The sequence below is a fragment of the Pseudomonas sp. AO-1 genome (genome assembly GCF_019775695.1).
Lineage (GTDB): Bacteria > Pseudomonadota > Gammaproteobacteria > Pseudomonadales > Pseudomonadaceae > Aquipseudomonas > Aquipseudomonas parakoreensis.
On sequence record NZ_CP079947.1, the window covers coordinates 4,023,059 to 4,042,866 of the forward strand.

Consider the following 19,808-nt stretch of genomic DNA (forward strand, 5'->3'; position numbering starts at 1 on the left):
CATGAGCACCACCGACACCGCCGCCCCGGCGTTAAAGGAAATCTTCAACGCCGAACGCCTGCAACACATCGCCAGCGAAATGAGCGCCGTGTACCCGGCGTTCAAGGCCAAGGCGTTTCTCAAGCATGCCAACCAAGGGTTGGCGGAATTGTCGGTGATGCAACGCATGGCCCGCGTCAGCGAAAGCCTGCATGCCGTGCTGCCACTGGACTACGAAGATTCCCTCGAAGTCCTGCGCGAACTCGCCCCCCGCCTCAACAGCGGATTCGTCAGCATGTGCCTGCCGCACTACGTCGCCAGCTACGGCGGCCACGCCTTCGATACCTCCATGCAAGCACTGAAATACTTCACAACCTTCGGCTCCTCCGAATTCGCCATCCGCCACTTCCTGCGCAACGACCTCGAACGCTCGCTGGAACTCATGCACGACTGGACCCAAGACCAAAACCACCACGTCCGCCGCCTCGCCAGCGAAGGCACCCGCCCCCGCCTGCCCTGGTCATTCCGCCTCGAAGCCGTGCAAGCCAACCCGCAACTGACCGCCGGAATCCTCGATCGGTTGAAAGCCGATGAGAGTTTGTACGTACGCAAGTCCGTGGCGAACCATCTGAACGACGTGACCAAAGAGCATCCGGAATGGGTGCTGGACACGATTGAAGGCTGGCCACTGGAGAACAAACACACGGCGTGGATTGCCAAGCATGCGTTGCGCAGTTTGATCAAACAGGGAGATCTGCGCGCGCTGACGGTGATTGGTGCGGGAGCCAAGGCTGAGGTGGAGTTGCTGGATGTGCGGGTTGAGCCGGCGGTGGTTCGGTTGGGTGAAGCGATTACGTTGTCGTTTACGGTGAAGTCGACGGTGGCGCATGAACAGCGGTTGGTGATTGATTATGCGATTGACTATGTGAAGGCGAATGGCGGGGTTTCGGGGAAGGTTTTCAAGTTGAAGACGGTGGAGTTGCCGGGGTTTGGGGAGGTGGTTGTGGGGAGGCGGCAGGTGATTAAAGATTTTACGACGCGGAAGCATTTTGTGGGGCGGCATGGGGTTAGGGTTTTGGTGAATGGGGAGGTTTTGGGGAGTGGTGCGTTTGAGATTGTTGCTGATTGATACCACTGATAGGTTCTGTTGATCTGGCGGTACTAGGAGTGAAAGGGAGTTACGGATGGGGCTGCTTTCGGCCAAAAGCGGACAGATGGGTACGGATCACCTCTTTAAGGCGCTGATCGTTTAAGTAACACTTCCAGCTTTCGTGAGCCCCGCTAGTCGGAGCAGCATCGTTTTCGTTGACGAATTTAGCATCAGGATTTTCCACTGATCGCTGAAGTGGCATTTTGCTTTCATTTTAAGTGACTCAATGGTAGAAAAGCCTTTTGGCTGCGTGCTAGCCAGCTCACCTGCTTAAAGGGATTTTTTGCTAATGGTTTTCGACGCAACTGAATTCACGTCTTGTATTGCAAACATAGACAAAAGAATCCCTCTGCCAGATTTTGCCTCTAAATTACGAGAATTAGATCTACCAGTATCAAACTCGTGGTCGAAAACCGTAGCAGCATTAACAGACATTGCTGAAAATCCAAAAATTACATCTGCCGTAATCAGTTCGCTAGAGGCTATAAAATCATGGGTATCCGAATATTTTCGGTATTCCTCAAAGGCAATATTCATATTTGATTTTTCAAATTCAAAGCCCGGGAAGATTCAGGACTTAGCGGCTGACTTTAGGAAAAACCTCAAGCACGTAGGAGTTCGCAGAGATCACCCGGCTACTTTTCCAGGTCTTTTGGATAAACACGAGCTACCCTCCTTTAACGGCAAAACAATGCTGCGCAAGGTCTACCGCCAGGCCGGTGGCATATCGTTCGTATTCTCATCGATAAGGGAGTATCAAATAAGAGAGACCATAGCGATCTCTCCAGCAGACACCCAAGCTGTTGAGAAACTCGATGGTTATTCAAAGGTGGTAGGAATTCGTACAGCCCTTCACGAGCAAATCGACACCATCAGATTTCGTTGGTCAGGCAACAGCGCTTCTTTCTCACCAACTATAGAAATGATTCTGGACATTACTAAGCCCGGCGGCACTATTTTAAATTCGAATGAAATCTTAATTCGATCAAAAGAATATCGATCTATTATTAATACGTGCCTATTGAGAAGTAATAGTTCATTTGTGATACCAAGTGAATTAAATTTTTTTCCTGTTATTCAGAAAATTTATAACTCGAAGGAAGGTAACGTCTGTGAGTTGGGCTTTGTAACGATGCTCGGAAACTCGATGAAAACCGAGAAAATGAAGCGAAACTCTGCGGATTTGAGGAGCGAAACATGGCATGCAGGAGCTATGGTTGCGATAGCATCCGCGCCCACTCCTGATACAATTGACATCTACAAACTGAATGTCAGTTGGAGAATCACTATGAGTGATGACGAGCCAATTCTTTCAATCCCTGGCAGCTACCGCGCTCTCAGCAGTGCAAGCATTGATCATGCCATCATTCTGGGGTGTACTGGCCGTTCGTCGTTTAACTTCACCTACGGTCGTTTAATGACGTTTGCAAGGATGCCATGAGAATTAATCCTGATAGCCAAGAAGCTGTCGTTTTGATTGACGACGCTAAAAGGACGCTTATTGGCTACAAGAAACAAACTTTAACTTTCGCGGCCTTGCAAAGATTGTTCTCTCCAATAGAAACCTGCGAATTAGCACTGAGAATTGAACTGCTTTGCAATAAATCAGTAGGCGTGCTTGAAAAAGAATTTTATTACGAAGACGAAAACGGTCGACCACTATTTATCCCGCCTAAGTATATAAAGCACTATTTGCTGACAGGTGTACTTTCCCACCCAGAAACAAAAATGCCGATTGAAAGTGTTTCCGAAGAAAGTATAGCGATAGAATTTTTGGTGCTCTGATGACTAACCTCAATATAAAGTCCGCATCAAAAAAAATAGACTTAATGCCAATACTTCGATCTACATTGAGCGATTCGATTGAATGTTACGGAGATTTTGTTAGTGCTATTGAGACAAAGTTATGCCAGATAACCAAGGAAATGGTTAGAAGCAGCAATTACTTTCAAGAGCAATCTGAAGACCAAATAACCTTCCATATCATTTCACATTTCAAAGGATGGGGATTTGGCGCTCGCCATGATGTCATGATTGGCGGCCACGTTGATATTAGCATCGAATACGAGGACTACTTGTGGCTTGCAGAAGCTAAGATTCACAAAGACTACATGAATCTTCAAAGAGGTTGGGAGCAACTGAACTCTAGATATTCTACTGGAATGAAAGATGAGGATCGAGGAGCCTTTCTGATATATAACTTCAATGTGGACGCGTTGAGTGTTACAAACGAATGGCGATCGAGACTGAAAGAGTTTTACCCCGAGCTTATCATCGCTCCGTACGACGAGCAGGACTTGGATTTTAAAACTGTCGGAAAACATGTCAAGTCTGGCAGGGATTACTTTGTTACTCACTACAATATTCCTTTACACTTTGATCCAAAAGACAGAAACATGTAAAAGTGCGGCGCTCGCTTTATTAAATCGATCCTAAAGGGATAGGGATTCAGGCGCCTGCATTCCTAGTTATAGGCCCTTTCAGGCATAAATTAATAAGCTAAAAACCAAGAGAAATGGAATTAAGGGTGCAATTTTATGAAGTCATTATTTCCAAGTCATTTCGCTAGCGACAACGAAAGAATAGTAAAATTGTGGGCGGAGTGCATATTTGTTTTTGACACAAATGTTTTGACTGGGCTGTATAAATACTCCGATGAAACTCGGGATGCACTTTACCAAGTTATAGAATCCCTTGGTGAAAGATTGTGGATTCCGTACCAAGTCATGCTTGAGTATCTGGATAATCGGGCAAAGATCGTACACGACCAATCGAAGCTTTATACTTCGGCGATTGCTACGCTCGAAGAATTCAAGACAGAGCTAGAGATGCCAACCCGGCATCCATTTGTATCGAGAGATATTTACGATGAATTCTGCATTTCTACAGAAAAAGTTTTAGATGAATTAAAAAACAGAAAAGATTTTCATGAGGGTCGAATCACAGATGATGATGTCAAAGCGAGACTTGGCGAGCTATTAGAGGGAAAAGTTGGGCCAAAGTATTCCACTGAAGAACTAGATGCTCTAGTGATAGAGGGCGATATTAGATACCTTCAGAAAATCCCGCCTGGGTTTGAAGACAAGGACAAACATAAGGGGTCGATGCTGGTAAAGGAAATTTATAAACGCTATGGAGATCTGATTTTTTGGAAGCAGATATTAGACAAGGCAAGAGAGTCGTCCAGCTCGGTGATCTTAGTCACCGGTGAGCGAAAAGAGGATTGGTGGTCAATATGCGGCGGGAAAACTATCGGACCTTTACCTGGACTGATGGATGAATTTCTTGAAGTCACTGGCAAGGACTTTTACATATACTCGACTCACAGTTTTTTGAAGCTTGCTAATGAGTACCTTCACCAAAAAACCTCTTCCGCAGCTGTCGAGGAGGTGAGGGATACGTTCATCAATGAAAAGCAACCCTCAATTAAGGATCGAGATCTATCGTCAACTGAAGACGAGGCTAGTGAAGTTGATGTAGATAACGCCATATCGAGAAAGTACGGTGCGGAGTATTATCAGCAACAAGAAATAATGATTGAGGAAGCCATCGCCAAGATGGACGTCATAATAAAAAATTTGCGCGAAAAGTTATCCGAAGCAGAGTCTTCCTCAACCCCATCAGTGATTGAAGTATATAAGGGCCGTTTAAGTTTTTCAGTGAGACGGCGAAAATCTTTACGAATGAAGCAACGTTATTATGCCCGTAGAATATCTCAGTTCCTTAGCGATGAGTTAATTTAGTCGCTCCTGCAAAATGCGCTGTACCTAAACACCTATTATCGATAAATACGTGGTAAAAAGGAGGGGCAGGCAAGGAAATTTGCCGCTCCTAGATCTTATTCAATTTGTTCATAAACATATTGATTCTCAAAAGATTAATCAATGAGGTAAAATCCATTTTGTACCTTTACAACGACATCTGAGGTTCGGATCGAGCTCGGGGTGAAGGGCAAGCTTTGGCTGACAGCTGTCGCTTCTGACCGTCCGCATTCCGCCAAAAGCGGACGCTCGCCCGGCCTCCTCTGCAAGAATCGGGCGATCAGAATGAGCGGACGCTATAACAGATAGATATATGATCTGCCTGCAAAATTAGACTTAATTAAGTTTAAAAGTTATGCCTCAGAGGTATCGGCTGCATCATCGGGCTTTAGTACGGTTAGAGGCGTTTTTGCCGGTTGCTTTCTACGGACATCTGCTGTCGTACGGCCAAGTCGAATGGCCAGCGCCAAAGCAAAGAAAATTGGGTAGATGTGAATTTCTAAGGCTGATGCGATCCCGCCTTTAGCGGTTTTAGCTACCGCATTTCTATCCTCTCTTGATTTATGTACCCATTCAAATTTTTCGCATAATCTTTCTGCCGTGAGGCGCGTCGTTTCACTCACTAAATTCGCTGATATCTGGGCGCAGTCAAAAAACTGCTCCATTCTATCTGGCCAGTCTTTAGCCTGCGTTGGCTCGATGAGTGCTTCAATGCGGTGCTTTAATAACAAAATATCAGAACGATATTCATTGCTGTTCTTGATGCCTTCTCCTGGGCCGTACTCATACATTATGTCAAGATGGCCCAAATTGAAAAGAACATCGGACTGTGTCATTTTTTGCATTTGGCTAAGGTGCGTATTATAGTTTGGTAACACTCGCTTAGCATTATCTTGTTCAGCCTTCTGAGCGTAGAAAATTAGCGAAATAGCTGCCAATCCAAGCCACACATAATCACTAGAGAGCCATAGAATCTCGCGCTTGAAAGTGAAAAGCCCAAGTACCTGAAAAAATAAAAAACTAATTAAGAAAACGATTATAAAAAGGTCCATGTCCGCCAGTCAGTTTGAAATTGGTCGACAAGGATAGCAGATCTCGAGCAGTTCCCAGATCATGAAGCGGCGCATGGATTAGTCGTGAATCGAGTCTGATTCTGACCGCCTAATTCTTGCAGAGGAGGCCGGGTGAGCGTCCGCTTTTGGCCGAAAGCGGCACTTCGTTGAGCTCAGCACTGACTCTGTGGCTGTCAAATGTGATTCACTCCAGACAACGCCACTGAAAGCAGGCAAGAGAAGTGACTACTACCTCTTCCCTACCAACTCCCATACGGAATGCCGTACTTTTCGACGTATCGTTTAGCCTTCTCACTTACCGGATAGGCATATCGACCACCGTGCTTCCCTTGTTCCGGCCCCAGAGGCTCTATCTCCCCTTGACCGCGAGAAATCTCAACCGGATTTCGACATGAATCTCTAACCCATGTTTTGAGCACGCCGCCCGGAGCGAGCCCCACGTAAAGTGACGCCATAAAGCGAGCAGTTTTCTCCGGTGTTTCCGGACATCGCTGGTGTGTTGACTTCACCATCAGTTGCCTGCCCTTTTCCGGAATTTCGATGAAGCCTTTGTAGGTTTTTTGCTCTGTTATGGATTGCCAGCGGACAAAGATCAGTTTTGGAAGATCGGCGCCTGTCACAGGCATCCCGCTCCCCGACACCGTCCCCCAACCACGGGCAGACTCTGTGCTGATATCGGGCTCTCCGCTGGCTGCAGTGCTCTTGCCAGCTCTAAAGGTGACTCTGTTATTGATGTCTTGGACGGAGCTGTCCTCTACCCAGACCTTCATGTAGTTCGGCTGAACGAATACTAATTCCCACCATGGATATTTAGGGTCATTTTCGCCTGTTTCTGGGCCACTGCTTTGGCAGCCGGACAACAATAATGCGCCCAGCAGTGCAATCGTTGCTTTCATTACAAATGATCCATTCAAGTATTTGTCACGACTACCAACTTCCATATGGAATGCCGTACTTGTCGATATACCGCTTGGCCTTTTCACTCACAGGATAGGCGTAACGCCCTTCGTTCTTGCCTTGACTCGGCCCCAGTGGCTCAATTTCCGCCTGTGCTCGCGCGACCTTGACCGGGTGATGACATGAGTCTCTTACCCAAACCTGCACAACACCGCCGGGAGCCAGACCGAGATAAACCGATGCCATGAATCTTGCTTGCCGATCGGGAGTTCGCGGGCAGCGCTGATTGACGGACGTCACCATCAACTGCCTAGCCTCTTCCGGAATATCTACCCATGCTTGCCAGGTTTTCTGCTCGACGATTGATTGCCAACGGACCCAGATGCGAACGGGCAGGTCTGCTCCTATCACCCTCCTCCCGCTGCCGCCCACTCCGCCTGTCCACCCCCGGGCTGACTCTGTGCCATCTTCAGGTTCTCCCCCAGCAGCGGTGCCGCCGCCGGTTTTGTAGAAAATCCTGCCGTTAATGTCTTGAACAGAGCTGTTTTCAACCCAAACCTTCATATAGTCCGGCTCAGTAAACGCCAGCTCCCACCATTCCGACTTCGGGTCATTTTTGGCTGAGAGTGGATCAGTTTCTTGGCACCCTGAGATCAGCAAACCGCAAAGTATCGTTATGAGTTGTTTCATTGGCTTAAGGATTACCAACTTCCGTACGGTATGCCGAATTTATCGATATACCGCTTGGACTTTTCGCTGACGGGATACGCATAGCGCCCTTGGTTCTTTCCTTGGCTAGGCCCCAGCGGCTCAACCTCTGCCTGCGCTCTGGCGACTTTGACAGGGCGATGGCACTCGTCCCGAACAAAAACTTGTACAACGCCCCCAGGCGCCAATCCCAGATAAATAGATGCGCTGTAGCTGGCCTGCTCTTCCGGTGTTTCCGGGCACCGCTGACTGACCGATTGCACCATCAGTTGCCTCGCCTCTTCAGGCACATCCACCCAAACCTTATAGGTCTGCGGCTCAACAATGGATTGCCAGCGCACGTAAATGCGTTTGGGCAAGTCAGCACCAATCACTGGTTTCGCAGCCGCGCCTATCGCATGCCAACCGCGCGCGGACTCTTTGCCATTCTCTGGTTCGCCACCAGCGGCTGTGCCTCCTCCCGTCCGCGTGAATAGCTTGCCGTTTATGTCTTCGACGGCACTGTCCTCAACCCAAACCTTCATGTAATAGGGTTCGGTGAACGCAAGCTCCCACGAATCCGATTTCGGGTCGTTCTTCGCCGATAAGGAATCAGCAGATTGGCATCCAGCCATGAATAATGCGCACAGCAGAGTTACAAGAACTTTCATCACCAAAGCGTCCAGTCGGGTACGTGGGGGTGTTGCACACGGATTGAGTCCTCCGTGGGGGCATTGATGTAAACCGCATTGATGCCGCTGCCGTCCCTTCGACCAAGTGGATGGTTCCAGTTGGCGGACGTGTGAATGTACTTGAGTTTTAGCAATTGTTCTTCTTGCGGTGTAGTGCTGTAGTTACCTGCTAAAAACCGATTACACATGGCTTGTAGCTCTGGGGGAATGGCGAGATCTGGAGTATCTGGAATGTCGTTGAAACGAGCTCCCTTTTCTCTCGCCAAACGATGCATCACCCGCAGATAGACCCTGGATAACAAGCCACTCACGGGGCGTTTGAGTTGAAGTGCGGCGTACACGCGCTTCTGCCTTGGACTCAATCTGTCCTGTGGGCTATCCGGCATTGATAACGCCTCAGGTGTTACGACTTCGAGCATGTCAGCAGGCCAGCCTTTAGCTAGCCATTGGCTTTTGGCATTAACGGCATCGCGATAAATCGAGGTAGTGGTCACATCTGTATTTAGAGACACGATGAGTGTTTGCATAGGCGTGACAAGGACACACTCCTCTGCCTCCTCCAGGTAACCACCACCGATGTCGGAATGCACACCCGGCAGGGTAATTTCCAAGTGATCTGCTTTGACACGACTGAGAGCGAAGTTGGCCCGGCATTCATCTCGGGCAGACAATTGGACGACATCGGTAAAAAAGCGACGATCTAGATACAGTTTGATGCCCGTCGCAATGGAGCTTTTGATGTTCCCCAGATTGGACCAACCTGCAATTGAGGGAACGGTATCGAACAAGCCAATAAAGCCCACATTGATATCGCTTTTGTATTGGTCGATAAACTTGGGGCTGAAGGCTCTGGGCAGGTTACGCAGGACTGTACCCAGCGGCCCACGGCTAGAGCGGACAAGCTCATTGACAAAATGGCGAGCAGCCGCAGCGCCGCGACTGAACCCAAATACATCAAAGGTCAGGGAACTGATTTCACTGCCCGGGTTATCGACCAAAACTCGGCTGATCGTTTGTTGAATTTTTGGGAACGAGGATTCGACTCGCCCCGCTACACCCGTTTCTCCACGACCGGTGCCAGCGCCGAACTTGCTGTCTTCTTCACCCGCTCGTGTGCCGATGCCTTCGATATAGATCACACGTGAAGTGCTCTTATGTAATCCCTCTCCAACAGCGTCTGGTACGGCGTCATACAAGTCGCTCAGCTTTTTCACATTGCTGACATCGTTGCCGTAACTGCTATCCGGATCACTCATATAAGGCATGCAACTCGCAGGAATATCCTGCGGCGCAATCGGATGCTGCGCACCACACAGCAGCCCTGCTGCCGTGTTATTCGCGTTATTACCAGTACCATCAAAGAACACCCCAATCCTCAACGCAATGCCGACTTTCTCAGGCTCGCGCGCAGGTTCTTTCCCGTGTTTCTCGTACTCAGCCCAACGCTGGGCGTGGATGTCGACGGGTGTGGCTTCTTCGTAGCGGTAGTTTTTCGGGGGGTTGGGAACGTAGCCACTCAATCCTTGATTCCTTGTTCTGATCCTTGAAGAACGGGCCGAAGGGTGACAGCCGAGGCTTGGGGGCGCAAGGCGTGGCTCTGTGCCAGCCCGGTTGGGATTGCCGGGTGCGACGAGGGTTTGGGCTCGTCGCACCGGGGTGGTCAGTGGGCGATTTCGACGTTGTCGAGGGCTTGGTTTACGGCGAGTTCGCCGAGCATGACGACCTGGGCGATGCCCAGTGCGGTTTTGCGGTGGGAGGTGTCGAGTGTGGCGGCGAAGTTGTTGAGCATTTCGCTGGCGGAGCCGAGGGTTTCGCTGGCGTTGGCGAGCAGGGATTCGGTGTCGCACTTCGGGTTGGCGAGGTACATGGGTTCGGGGTTTTGGGGGCTGGCCATGATTGGGGTGGCCGGGGTGAGGTAGTGGTCGAGGGCGCGTTCGGCGGCTTCGTGGAGTTTTTTGGAATCGAGCGATTCGTAGGGGGATGCGAGGTCGGTTTCTGGCGGGTTGGGTGTTGGTTTGATCATGGTGAAGCTCCTACGTCAAAAAAGGGAGCCATCACTCTCGCTACCAAACGAGGGTGGCGGCCATGCGCAGGTTGGTAGACCGGGACGTAGAAAACCGGCGCGCCCGAAGACGCCCTGTGCATGACCACCATAAAGCCGTGTCGAACAGACACTGCAAATCATGATGCTTATGCAATCTACGAGAACTCAGGGCTACCAAACCCGATCACTGTTTTTCAGTGACCGACAGACGATAGAACCCGCGCTCTAGACGCACAAGCCGGCGGATTCTGGCGTACTCGTAGGCGATGGCGCAAGGCGTTGTAGGGCTTCGGTGGTAACGGCAGGCTTCACATAAACATCCCGATTGTTTCCTGTTTATCCGCCGGTTGAACGGGCTACCGATCCATCGCCCACCCGGCAATGATCGGAATGCACTGTTCAGTCCAAAAAAGTCATTTACGCACCTACCTCGCCATCGCCCGGCTCGCTAGAGTGCAGCGCTCTTTTCAACGGGCTGACGTACTGATGAATCTGTGGTTTCGATTGCTCTGCATGCTTTTTCGCCGACCGTGGCGCAAGCCGGTCAATGCGCTGGAATCCACCGTGATCCGCATGCGCGTGTGGCCGCTGGATCTCGATTTGAATCGGCACGTCACCAATGGCCGCTACTTCACCATGGCTGACGTCGGGCGCATGGATTTTGTGTTGCGCAGTGGCGCGTTTCGGGTGGCGTTGCGCGCTAAAGCGTTGCCGATTGTTGGCGATACCTGGGGTAAATTTCGGCGTGAGCTGAAGCTGTTTGAAGCGTTTGAAATTCACAGCCGGATGCTTGGCTGGGACGATAAATGGAGCTTCATGGAGCATCGTTTTGTGAGCAAGGGCCGGGTGATCGGCGTGGTGGTCATGCGTGGGCTGTTTCGTTCGGCGAAAGGCACGATGGCGCCGGGTGAGTTTGTCAGGGCGTTGGGGTTGCCTGAGCAGTCGCCGGAGATGCCGGCGTGGTTGACGTCGTGGTCGGCGAGTTGCGATCTGATGAGTCTTCAGCTCAGGGGTGAGGAGGTTTGAGTGATGGGTTGGCTGGGCTGGCGTCTTCGCGAGCAAGCTCGCTCCCACAGGTTTCGCGCACGGCTTGGGGTGGGAATAAGGCGCCAGTGACGGTATCGCAAAAGAGTCTGACGGACTGTCAGTTCTTACAGGTCTCTTCCAGTTTTCGCAGGGCTAAGCTGGCCCGACTGAAGGAAAACTGAGGAACTGATCATGGGCCGCATTCGATACTTGTTGCCATTGAGTGCTCTGCTGCTGGCCTTGCAGCCGATAATTGGCTATGCCGGTGCCACCTGGACGTATATTTCGCTCGAGGTGAATTTCCGCTGTGATAACGGCGTCACGACACAAGGCTATAGCGTCTATGCGGTGGGTGATCGGCCGGAGTTAGGGAATTGGGACCCGGCCAAAGCGGTTCGACTCACGCCTTCCGCCTACCCCTCTTGGTCCGGCAAGATTAAATTCAACAACGTAAAAGCCGGTGATGTCGTGGAGTGGAAATGTATCGTCCGCAGTGACAGCAACCCCAGCGACGCGACTTGGCAAACAGCCCCCAACAATCAAGTAACCATGGCTTTCAGTCCCACACCTCTGGCGACGGGAAGCTTCTGAATCGACCGTATGGCGCCGCGGCTACAAGCTCGAACTCTGACCTCGGCCGCGGGTCACGTTGATCAGCGCCACACGCCTGCGCTCGACGTTGGCATGCCATAGCGTGGACGCGAAGTGTTATTCGGGCAACTGCTGCGCTCTTCAAGACGCCACAAAAACCTGTGGGAGCGAGCTTGCTCGCGAAGGCAGTGTGTCAGTCAGCGATGATGCCGGCTGACACGACGCCTTCGCGAGCAAGCTCGCTCCCACAGGGATTGGGGGTTGAAGCAGGTCAGTGTTATTCCGTGCGGCCCGGCAACATCCGCACCAGCGTGTTATCCCGCACCCAGTAGTGATGAAACAGCCCCGCTGCCGCGTGCAAGCCGATCAGCCAGTAGCCGGCGCTGCCCAGCGTTTCATGCCAGTACTTGAGTTGTTTGGCGAAGTCCGGGTCGATGGCGACCGGTGCCGGGACGTGGAAGCCGAAGTACGGGAACGGTTTGTCGGCGGCGGCGAGCATCAGCCAGGCGAGGATCGGCGTGGCGATCATCAGCACGTACAGCGCCAGGTGCATCAGGTGCGAGATGCCGGTCTGCCACGCTGGCGGCTTGGGAGTGATCGGCGGGCGTGGCGTCAGGCGGCCGAGCAGGCGCACCCAGACGAGGATGAAGATGCTCGTGCCGAACAGGCCGTGGAAGCCCATCAGCAGGCCGCGCGCTTCGCTGCCCTTGGGCATGAAGCCTTTGATTTCGACGCAGGCATAGACGCCGACGAACAGCGCCAGCATCAGCCAGTGCAACGTAATTGACAGTTTTCCATAACGGGTGACGGCGGTGTCGCGGGTCATAAGAAGCGCCTCGTGATTGTCGTGAGCGACGGTCGATTCGTTCGACAGTCTCGATCCGGTTGCAGGGCGAACCGACGGTGCCACCCTGCCCTTGCAGTCTTAAGACAATCTGAAGATTGCCCGTTGATTAACCTTTTTTCACCTTCAGACTTCGTTAAGAAATGCCTCCGATACTGCGCTCAAACCATTGAGGGAGGCGCTTTGCCCATGCCCGATTACCACTGGAACATTCCCCTTCCTCTACGTTTCGGCCAGGCCGAAACGCCGCAGATGACGTTGACCGGCGCCCTGCCCGACGACGCGCTGCGAGAGACTTTCGAAGCCTTCATCCAGCAGCGTTTTCGCAAGGCCCACGGTGCCGACATTCGGCACTTTATGCCCGAGCTGTTCGGCATGCACAACGGCGACGGTGCGCTGTGTGCGGTGGCCGGGGTGCGCCGAGCGCATGTGGAACCGCTGTTCCTTGAGCGCTATCTGGATGAACCGATCGAACCCTTGATCAGTGCGGCGGCGGATCGTCCGGTTGAGCGTAGCGCCATCGTCGAAGTCGGCAACCTCGCTGCCAGCGACACCGGCAGCGCACGCTTGAGCATCATCGCCATCACCTATCTGTTGGCCATGGGCGGTCTGGAATGGGTGACCTTCACCGGCAACATCGGGCTGGTCAACAGCTTCCATCGGCTCGGTCTGAAGCCAGTGACATTATGCGCCGCCGACCCGGAACGCCTGGGTGACGAGCGTCAACACTGGGGCAGTTATTACGAAAGCAAGCCGTGGGTGCATGTCGGCAACATCCGCGCCGGCTTCGTCCATTTGCGCAATATCGGCCTGTTCACTCGATTGGGCCTGCCGACTTCGATTGAAGGAGCCTGCCATGTCGCTTGAACTGCAACGCTTCCAGGAAACCCTGCGCGACCATGCCCGGCGCAATGACAACGCCACCGCACTGTGGGGCGATACGCTGAAACTTGATTACGCCACGGTGTATGCCGAGGTGCTGTATCGCCAGGAACGCCTGCGCGATGAACAGGCGCAAGTCGTCGCCCTGGCGCTGGATAACGGCGTCGATGCGATGCTGTGGGATCTGGCCGTGCTGTTCGAGGGCTTGACCTGCGTGACGCTGCCGCCGTTTTTCAGCTCTGCGCAACGGGCGCATTGTCTGGAACAGAGCCAGGCCGAACGGGTGATTGCCGAACCGGAGCTGGCGGCCGAGCTGCTCGCCGCCGGCTATGAACAGCGCGGCGAGTTCTGGTGCCGCACCTTCAGCGGCCCGAGCCGGATGCCGGCCGGCACCGCCAAACTGACCTTCACCTCCGGCACCACCGGCACACCGAAAGGCGTGTGCCTGAGCGCCGACAGCTTGCTGCGGGTGGCGCGGGAGCTGGATCACGCGAGCAAACCCACCGACCCACAGCATCATCTGGCGTTGCTGCCACTGGCGATTCTGCTGGAAAACCTCGGCTGCTACGCCGCGCTGTATGCCGGTGCGACGCTGAGTCTGCCGAGCCAGAAAACCTTGGGCATACAGGGCGCCAGCGGCGTCGATGTACCGCACTTGCTGGGTTATCTGGCCGGACGTGCGCCGGAGAGTCTGATTCTGGTGCCGCAACTGTTGCTGATGTTGGTCAGCGCTGCCGAGCAGAAAGCCTTCGATCCGCAAAAACTGCGCTTCGCCGCCGTCGGCGGTGCGCGGGTCTCGGAGGATCTGCTGCACCGCGCGCAGCGTGTCGGCCTGCCGGTGTTCGAGGGCTACGGCTTGTCCGAATGCGCCTCGGTGGTGTGCCTCAATCGCCCCGGCGCGCGGCGTCCGGGCAGCGTCGGCCAGCCGCTGCCGCACGTTGAAGTGCGCCTGGCCGAGGACGGCGAAGTGCTGATCAAGGGCTCGACCCTGCTCGGTTATCTGGGGGACGCGCCGTACGCCGATGAGTGGTGGCCCAGTGGCGATCTGGGCGAGTTCGACCCCGAAGGTTTTCTCTACCTCAAGGGTCGCAAGAAGCACCAGTTCGTCACCAGTTTCGGGCGCAACGTCAACCCGGAATGGGTCGAGTCGGAACTGACCCAGCGCCGCCACATCGCCCAGGCCTTCGTCTATGGCGAGGCCTTGCCGCGCAACCACGCCCTGCTCTGGCCGCACCGTGCCGATTGCAGCGACGCGGAGCTGGCCGCCGCGGTCGCCGAAGCCAATGAAGCCTTGCCCGATTACGCCCAGGTGCATGGCTGGACGCGCCTGGCGCAACCGTTCACCGCCGCCAATGGCTTGCTCACGGCCAACGGTCGGCCACGCCGCGAGGCGATTGCCGCGCTGTACCACGCCCAATTGACTGAATCCGCTGTTTCCGAGGAGTCCGCATCATGAGTTTTTTCGACACCCTGCAAGAAGCCACGCAGCAGGAACGCCACGAGCTGTTCAATCTGCCGATCATTCTTGATGCCCTGCAAGGCAAGGTCAGCCTGGAAAGCTATCGGGCGTTTCTGGCGCAGGCGTACTACCACGTGCGCCACACCGTGCCATTGATGATGGCCTGCGGCGCGCGCCTGCCGACACGTCTGGAGTGGCTGCGCAAAGCGGTGGCCGAGTACATCGAAGACGAATACGGCCATGAACACTGGGTGCTCAACGATATTGCCGCGTGTGGCGGTGACCGCGATGCGGTCCGCGACGGCCAGCCCTCGCTGCCGATCGAGCTGATGGTGAGTTTTCTCTACGACTTGATCGCCCGAGGCAATCCGGTGGGTCTGTTCGGCATGGTCAATGTGCTCGAAGGCACCAGCATTGCGCTGGCTACCCATGCGGCGGGAAGCATTCGCGAGCGTCTGGCGCTGCCGGACACCGCGTTCAGCTACCTCAGCTCGCACGGTTCGCTGGACATCGAGCACATGCAGACCTATCGCCGCTTGATGAATCAACTGGAAGATCCCGAAGACCAAGCGGCCGTGATTCACGCCTCGAAAGTCGTCTATCGCCTGTACACCGACATGTTCCGTGGCCTGCCGCGCGACGCGGAGACTCAACATGCAGCTGCGTGACGCGCGGGTGGTGTTGACCGGTGCCAGTGGCGGCATCGGCCTGGCGATTACCGAGGCCTTGTGCGCCGCCGGCGCCCAGGTGTTGGCGGTGGCGCGGCATGAGCAGGCGCTGACGCCGTTGCTTGAGCGCTATCCAGATTCGCTGTGCTGGGTCGCCGCCGACCTGACCTTCCTCAGTGACCGGCGCAAAGTGCTGGCCGCTGCCGAAGCCATCGGCGGCATCAACCTGCTGATCAATGCGGCCGGGGTCAATCACTTCGCCATGCTCGAACAGCTCGACGACAGCGACATCAACGCGATGCTCGCGGTAAACATCAGCGCGCCGATGTGCCTGACCAAATTGCTGCTGCCGCTGCTCAAACAGGCCGACAGCGCGATGGTGGTCAATGTCGGTTCCACTTACGGCTCGATCGGCTACCCGGGCTACGCCAGTTATTGCGCGACCAAGTTTGCCCTGCGCGGATTTTCCGAAGCGCTGCGCCGCGAGCTGGCCGACACTCGGGTCAACGTGCTGTATGTCGCGCCCCGCGCCACGCGCACGTCGATGAACAGTGCGGCGGCGCAAGCCTTGAACGATGCGCTCAAGTCCAGCGTCGATGACCCGCAAACCGTGGCCTCGGCGGTGATCCACGCGATTGCCGGCGACCGCCGCGACTTGTATCTGGGCTGGCCGGAGCGCTTCTTCGTACGCCTGAACAATCTGCTGCCGCACCTGGTGGATCGAGGCTTGCGCAAGCAGTTGCCGCTGATCCGCCGCCTCAGTGAAAAAACCGACAACGAGTCCCTGAAGCCATGAAAAAACTTAGCGCATGCCTGTTGTTCGCCGTCCTCAGCCAAAGCGTCTGGGCACTGGAGCCGGCCGATCAGCAGCGTCTGAACGGCATCCAGCAGAGTTGGGCGCACATCCAGTATGAAGTGGCGGAAAAGCAACGCGCCGCCGCGTTCGAGCAGTTGTCGTCCGAAGCCACTGCCTTCACTACACAGCGCCCGGCGGTGGCCGAAGCGTGGATCTGGAAAGGTATCGTCACCAGCAGTTGGGCCGGCGCTCAGGGCGGGCTCGGTGCCTTGGGCAAGGCCAAGGACGCCAAGGCCGATCTGGAAAAAGCCCTGACGCTCGACCCCAAGGCCCTGCAAGGTTCGGCCTATACCAGCCTGGCGGCGCTGTATGATCGCGTCCCGGGCTGGCCGATCGGTTTCGGCGACAGCGACAAGGCCGAGCAACTGCTCAAGCAGGCGCTGCAACTGAATCCGGATGGCATCGACAGCCTGTACTTCTGGGGTGATCACCTCTACCGTCAGAAGCGCTACGCTGAAGCCAGGGTCGCGCTGCTCAAGGCCCAGCAGGCTGCACCGCGCCCGGGCCGGGAAACCGCTGACGCCGGGCGCCGCAAAGAGATCGCTGCGCTGCTGGTGGACGTGAACAAGAAACTCGACTGACAGGAGTCCGCGTGCGTTTATTACTGATTGAGGATGACGTGGCCCTCGGTGAAGGCATTCATCGGGCATTAGGCCGTGAGGGCTACACCGTCGACTGGTTGAAGGATGGCAGCAGCGCGTTGCATGCGCTGCTCAGTGAAACCTTTGACGTGGCGGTGCTCGATCTGGGCCTGCCGCGCATGGACGGCCTCGAAGTGCTGCAGCGCCTGCGCGACAGCGGTTCGAACCTGCCGGTGCTGATACTCACCGCCCGCGATGCCACCGAAGACCGCATCGCCGGGCTGGATGCCGGCGCTGACGACTATCTGGTCAAACCGTTCGACCTCGCCGAACTCAAGGCACGCCTGCGCGCTCTGTTGCGGCGTAGTGCTGGCCGCGCTCAGGCGCTGATCGAGCACGCCGGGATCAGCCTCAACCCCGGTACCCAGCAGGTCAGCTATCAGGGCCAACCCGTGGCGCTGACGCCCAAGGAGTATCAGTTGCTGCATGAATTGCTCTCGCCGCCCGGCCGGGTGATGACCCGCGATCAACTGATCCAGCTGCTTTACGGCTGGAACGAGGAAGCGGAAAGCAACACCCTCGAAGTGCACATCCATCACCTGCGCAAAAAATTCTCCACCGACCTGATCCGCACCATTCGCGGTGTGGGGTATCTGGTGGAGGAGCGTCGATGACCTCGATTCGTCGCCGCACGCTGACGCTGATCATCGGGCTGTTGCTCGCGGGTCTTGCGGTGCTCAGCGTGTTCAACCTGCACGACAGCAACCACGAAATCGCCGAAGTCTACGACGCACAACTGGCGCAAAACGCTCGGCTGCTGCAGGGCGTGATGCGCATGCCGCTGGCGAGCCAGGAACACTCGCAGCTGTATCAGGCGTTCAATCAGGCGCTCGGCGAAGCCAAGCCGCGCGTCGATGGTCACCCTTACGAAAGCAAGATCGCCTTCCAGGTGTGGAACCCGAAAAACGAGGTACTGGTGCACACCGCCAGTGCGCCGTCGTTCACCGCGCCGCCGACGCAACCGGGCTTCAGCGATGTGGTGGACTTGAACGGTCGCCATTGGCGCGCCTTCATGCTCGAAGACCCGCAAAACGGGCTGCGCATCTGGGTTGGCGAACGCGACGATGTGCGGGCCGATCTGGTCGACCGCATCGTGCGTCATACGCTGTGGCCGAACGTGCTGGGCAGTCTGATCCTCGCGGCGATGGTCTGGCTGGCCATCGGCTGGGGCCTCAAGCCGTTGGCGAACATGGCCGCGACCCTGCGCGCCCGCCACAGCGGCTCGCTGGAACCGTTGCAACTGACGCCCCTGCCCAGCGAACTGGAACCGATGCAGGCGGCGCTCAACCGCATGCTTGCGCAGATCCAGGAAGTGCTTGGCCGTGAACGGCGCTTCATCGCCGATGCCGCTCACGAGATGCGTACGCCGCTGGCGGTGCTGCGGGTGCATGCGCAAAACCTGCTGGAGGCGGGCACCGAACAGGAGCGCCGCGAGTCGTTGCAGTTCCTGATTTCCGGGGTTGACCGCGCCAGTCGCCTGGTCAATCAATTGCTGACCATGGCGCGCCTGGAACCGAAATCCAACCCGCCGCCGCTGCAACGCATCGACCTCAGCGAAACCGTGCGCAACAGCCTGGTGCAACTCACTCCGTGGCTGCTGAGCAAGCACCTGGAACTGGCCCTCGAAGACAGCGCACAAGCGCTGCACGTCATGGCCAGCACCGCCGCCATCGACATCGCCCTGAGCAACCTGATCACCAACGCCGCCAACTTCTCCCCGGAGAACGGGGTGATCACCGTCAAGCTGAGCGAGGCCGATGGCTGGTGCCTTTTGAGCGTCGAAGATCAGGGCCCGGGCATCGACGAGGCCGATCGGGCACGGTTGTTCGAACGCTTTTACAGTCGCGGCAACGCCAACGGTGCAGGCCTGGGGCTGACCATCGTCAACACCATCGCGTTGCGCCTGGGCGGACGGATTACGTTGGTCAATCGGGCCGAGGGCGGCTTGTGCGCAACGTTGTCAGTGCCGATCAGCTCAGGTGTGCAGCAACGCCGCGGCGGATGAGACGACCAGCAGCACCGCGAGGATCCGGTTCAGCCACTGCAACTGCACCGGATTGCTCAGCCAGCGCGCTGCACCGCGACCGAGCAACGCCCAGAGCGCCAGACACGGCAACGACACCAGAAAGAACGCCAGGCACAACGCGTTCAAGCCCTGCCCTTGTGCGGTAAACACGCTGATCACCGCAATCGCCATCATCCACGACTTGGGGTTGACCCATTGCAACAGCGCGGCGCCAACCAGCCCCAGTTCGGGTTTCTCTTCGCCGGCGGCGGGGTCGATGGCGGTGGCCGGCGCGCTGAAGATCTGCCACGCCAACCAGAGCATCCAGCCCATTCCCAGCGCACTGATCACCGGGCGCACGCCGGGCAGCATCAAGGTGCTGGCACCCGCACCGGCCACCCACACCAGCGACGCAGCACCCGCTCCCGCGCCGAGGATGATCGGCAGGCACGGCCGCCAGCCACGTCGGGCACTGGTGCTGAGCACGATCAGATTGGTCGGCCCCGGAGTAACCGAGGCCACGAAGGCAAAGAGGATGAACGCAAGCATGGCA

Annotated in this window: 22 protein-coding genes and 1 pseudogene; 14 read left to right on the forward strand and 9 right to left on the reverse strand. The window is 55.6% G+C overall.

The annotated features are described in order from the left end of the window. The first annotated feature begins 1 nt into the window (after nt 1). The 5 genes from KVQ82_RS18395 (at nt 2) to KVQ82_RS18415 (ending at nt 4,872) form a co-directional block, all read left to right on the forward strand. A complete protein-coding gene (locus KVQ82_RS18395; protein ID WP_222015075.1) occupies nt 2–1,108 on the forward strand; it encodes a DNA alkylation repair protein in 1,107 nt (368 codons plus the stop codon). A 310-nt stretch (nt 1,109–1,418) separates the two neighbouring features. Continuing rightward, nucleotides 1,419–2,570, forward strand: coding sequence for a hypothetical protein (locus tag KVQ82_RS18400; protein WP_222015077.1), 1,152 nt, complete (start codon nt 1,419–1,421; stop codon nt 2,568–2,570). Further along, nucleotides 2,567–2,914, forward strand: coding sequence for a hypothetical protein (locus KVQ82_RS18405; RefSeq protein ID WP_222015079.1), 348 nt, complete (start codon nt 2,567–2,569; stop codon nt 2,912–2,914). The genes KVQ82_RS18400 and KVQ82_RS18405 overlap by 4 nt, the downstream gene beginning before the upstream one ends. Next, on the forward strand, nt 2,914–3,531 hold the full coding sequence (locus KVQ82_RS18410) for a hypothetical protein (protein WP_222015082.1): 618 nt from the start codon (nt 2,914–2,916) through the stop codon (nt 3,529–3,531). Before KVQ82_RS18405 ends, KVQ82_RS18410 begins: the two co-directional genes overlap by 1 nt. A gap of 135 nt (nt 3,532–3,666) precedes the next feature. After that, the gene (locus tag KVQ82_RS18415) at nt 3,667–4,872 is read left to right on the forward strand and encodes a PIN domain-containing protein (RefSeq protein WP_222015083.1); all 1,206 of its coding nucleotides are present in this window, start codon (nt 3,667–3,669) and stop codon (nt 4,870–4,872) included. Nucleotides 4,873–5,243: 371 nt separating this feature from the next. Here KVQ82_RS18415 and KVQ82_RS18420 read toward each other — a convergent pair whose 3' ends face one another. From KVQ82_RS18420 to KVQ82_RS18445, 6 genes are all read right to left on the reverse strand, one after another. Beyond that, on the reverse strand, nt 5,244–5,942 hold the full coding sequence (locus tag KVQ82_RS18420; protein ID WP_222015085.1) for a hypothetical protein: 699 nt from the start codon (nt 5,940–5,942) through the stop codon (nt 5,244–5,246). Between the two features lie 260 nt (nt 5,943–6,202). Further along, the gene (locus KVQ82_RS18425; protein WP_222015092.1) at nt 6,203–6,859 is read right to left on the reverse strand and encodes a DUF2931 family protein; all 657 of its coding nucleotides are present in this window, start codon (nt 6,857–6,859) and stop codon (nt 6,203–6,205) included. 31 nt (nt 6,860–6,890) lie between these two features. Continuing rightward, nucleotides 6,891–7,550 carry a DUF2931 family protein gene (locus tag KVQ82_RS18430; protein ID WP_222015093.1) on the reverse strand — a complete coding sequence of 220 codons (660 nt, stop codon included), beginning with the start codon at nt 7,548–7,550 and terminating at the stop codon, nt 6,891–6,893. A gap of 11 nt (nt 7,551–7,561) precedes the next feature. Beyond that, entirely contained in the window at nt 7,562–8,218 is a 657-nt protein-coding gene (locus tag KVQ82_RS18435; protein WP_222015094.1) for a DUF2931 family protein, read from the reverse strand. Beyond that, nucleotides 8,218–9,759 carry a DUF2235 domain-containing protein gene (locus KVQ82_RS18440; RefSeq protein ID WP_222015095.1) on the reverse strand — a complete coding sequence of 514 codons (1,542 nt, stop codon included), beginning with the start codon at nt 9,757–9,759 and terminating at the stop codon, nt 8,218–8,220. Before KVQ82_RS18440 ends, KVQ82_RS18435 begins: the two co-directional genes overlap by 1 nt. Before the next feature lie 140 nt (nt 9,760–9,899). Then, nucleotides 9,900–10,262, reverse strand: coding sequence for a DUF6124 family protein (locus tag KVQ82_RS18445; RefSeq protein WP_222015096.1), 363 nt, complete (start codon nt 10,260–10,262; stop codon nt 9,900–9,902). Nucleotides 10,263–10,769: 507 nt separating this feature from the next. Between KVQ82_RS18445 and KVQ82_RS18450 the strand changes: the two genes are divergently transcribed. After that, nucleotides 10,770–11,309 (forward strand): thioesterase family protein, encoded by a 540-nt coding sequence (locus KVQ82_RS18450; RefSeq protein ID WP_222015097.1) that lies wholly within the window; start codon nt 10,770–10,772, stop codon nt 11,307–11,309. 192 nt (nt 11,310–11,501) lie between these two features. After that, nucleotides 11,502–11,900, forward strand: coding sequence for a carbohydrate-binding module family 20 domain-containing protein (locus KVQ82_RS18455; RefSeq protein WP_222015098.1), 399 nt, complete (start codon nt 11,502–11,504; stop codon nt 11,898–11,900). A gap of 156 nt (nt 11,901–12,056) precedes the next feature. Here the strand turns inward: KVQ82_RS18455 and KVQ82_RS31635 are convergent. Together KVQ82_RS31635 and KVQ82_RS18460 are read right to left on the reverse strand one after the other, a co-directional pair. Then, nucleotides 12,057–12,170, reverse strand: a pseudogene (locus KVQ82_RS31635) (metal ABC transporter ATP-binding protein); the annotation flags it as partial. Nucleotides 12,171–12,177: 7 nt separating this feature from the next. Next, nucleotides 12,178–12,726: a cytochrome b gene (locus tag KVQ82_RS18460; protein ID WP_121184874.1), complete on the reverse strand. Its 549-nt coding sequence runs from the start codon at nt 12,724–12,726 to the stop codon at nt 12,178–12,180. A 207-nt stretch (nt 12,727–12,933) separates the two neighbouring features. Here KVQ82_RS18460 and KVQ82_RS18465 point away from each other — a divergent pair, with 207 nt between their 5' ends. From KVQ82_RS18465 to KVQ82_RS18495, 7 genes are read left to right on the forward strand one after another with little or no spacing between them, the layout of a single operon-like run. Then, nucleotides 12,934–13,611: a thermostable hemolysin gene (locus KVQ82_RS18465; RefSeq protein WP_145596800.1), complete on the forward strand. Its 678-nt coding sequence runs from the start codon at nt 12,934–12,936 to the stop codon at nt 13,609–13,611. Further along, on the forward strand, nt 13,601–15,082 hold the full coding sequence (locus tag KVQ82_RS18470; protein WP_222015099.1) for an AMP-binding protein: 1,482 nt from the start codon (nt 13,601–13,603) through the stop codon (nt 15,080–15,082). Before KVQ82_RS18465 ends, KVQ82_RS18470 begins: the two co-directional genes overlap by 11 nt. Then, entirely contained in the window at nt 15,079–15,753 is a 675-nt protein-coding gene (locus KVQ82_RS18475) for a TenA family transcriptional regulator (RefSeq protein WP_222015100.1), read from the forward strand. Before KVQ82_RS18470 ends, KVQ82_RS18475 begins: the two co-directional genes overlap by 4 nt. Beyond that, nucleotides 15,740–16,549, forward strand: a complete 810-nt coding sequence (locus KVQ82_RS18480; RefSeq protein WP_222015101.1) for an SDR family oxidoreductase — start codon at nt 15,740–15,742, stop codon at nt 16,547–16,549. The genes KVQ82_RS18475 and KVQ82_RS18480 overlap by 14 nt, the downstream gene beginning before the upstream one ends. After that, nucleotides 16,546–17,190, forward strand: a complete 645-nt coding sequence (locus KVQ82_RS18485) for a tetratricopeptide repeat protein (protein ID WP_198758161.1) — start codon at nt 16,546–16,548, stop codon at nt 17,188–17,190. The genes KVQ82_RS18480 and KVQ82_RS18485 overlap by 4 nt, the downstream gene beginning before the upstream one ends. Before the next feature lie 11 nt (nt 17,191–17,201). Further along, complete coding sequence (locus tag KVQ82_RS18490; protein ID WP_041062959.1) at nt 17,202–17,864, forward strand: response regulator; 663 nt, start codon at nt 17,202–17,204, stop codon at nt 17,862–17,864. Then, nucleotides 17,861–19,255, forward strand: coding sequence for an ATP-binding protein (locus tag KVQ82_RS18495; protein WP_222015102.1), 1,395 nt, complete (start codon nt 17,861–17,863; stop codon nt 19,253–19,255). The genes KVQ82_RS18490 and KVQ82_RS18495 overlap by 4 nt, the downstream gene beginning before the upstream one ends. Here the strand turns inward: KVQ82_RS18495 and KVQ82_RS18500 are convergent. Beyond that, complete coding sequence (locus tag KVQ82_RS18500; RefSeq protein WP_222015103.1) at nt 19,226–19,804, reverse strand: LysE family translocator; 579 nt, start codon at nt 19,802–19,804, stop codon at nt 19,226–19,228. The genes KVQ82_RS18495 and KVQ82_RS18500 overlap by 30 nt on opposite strands. Between the last annotated feature and the right edge of the window lie 4 nt (nt 19,805–19,808).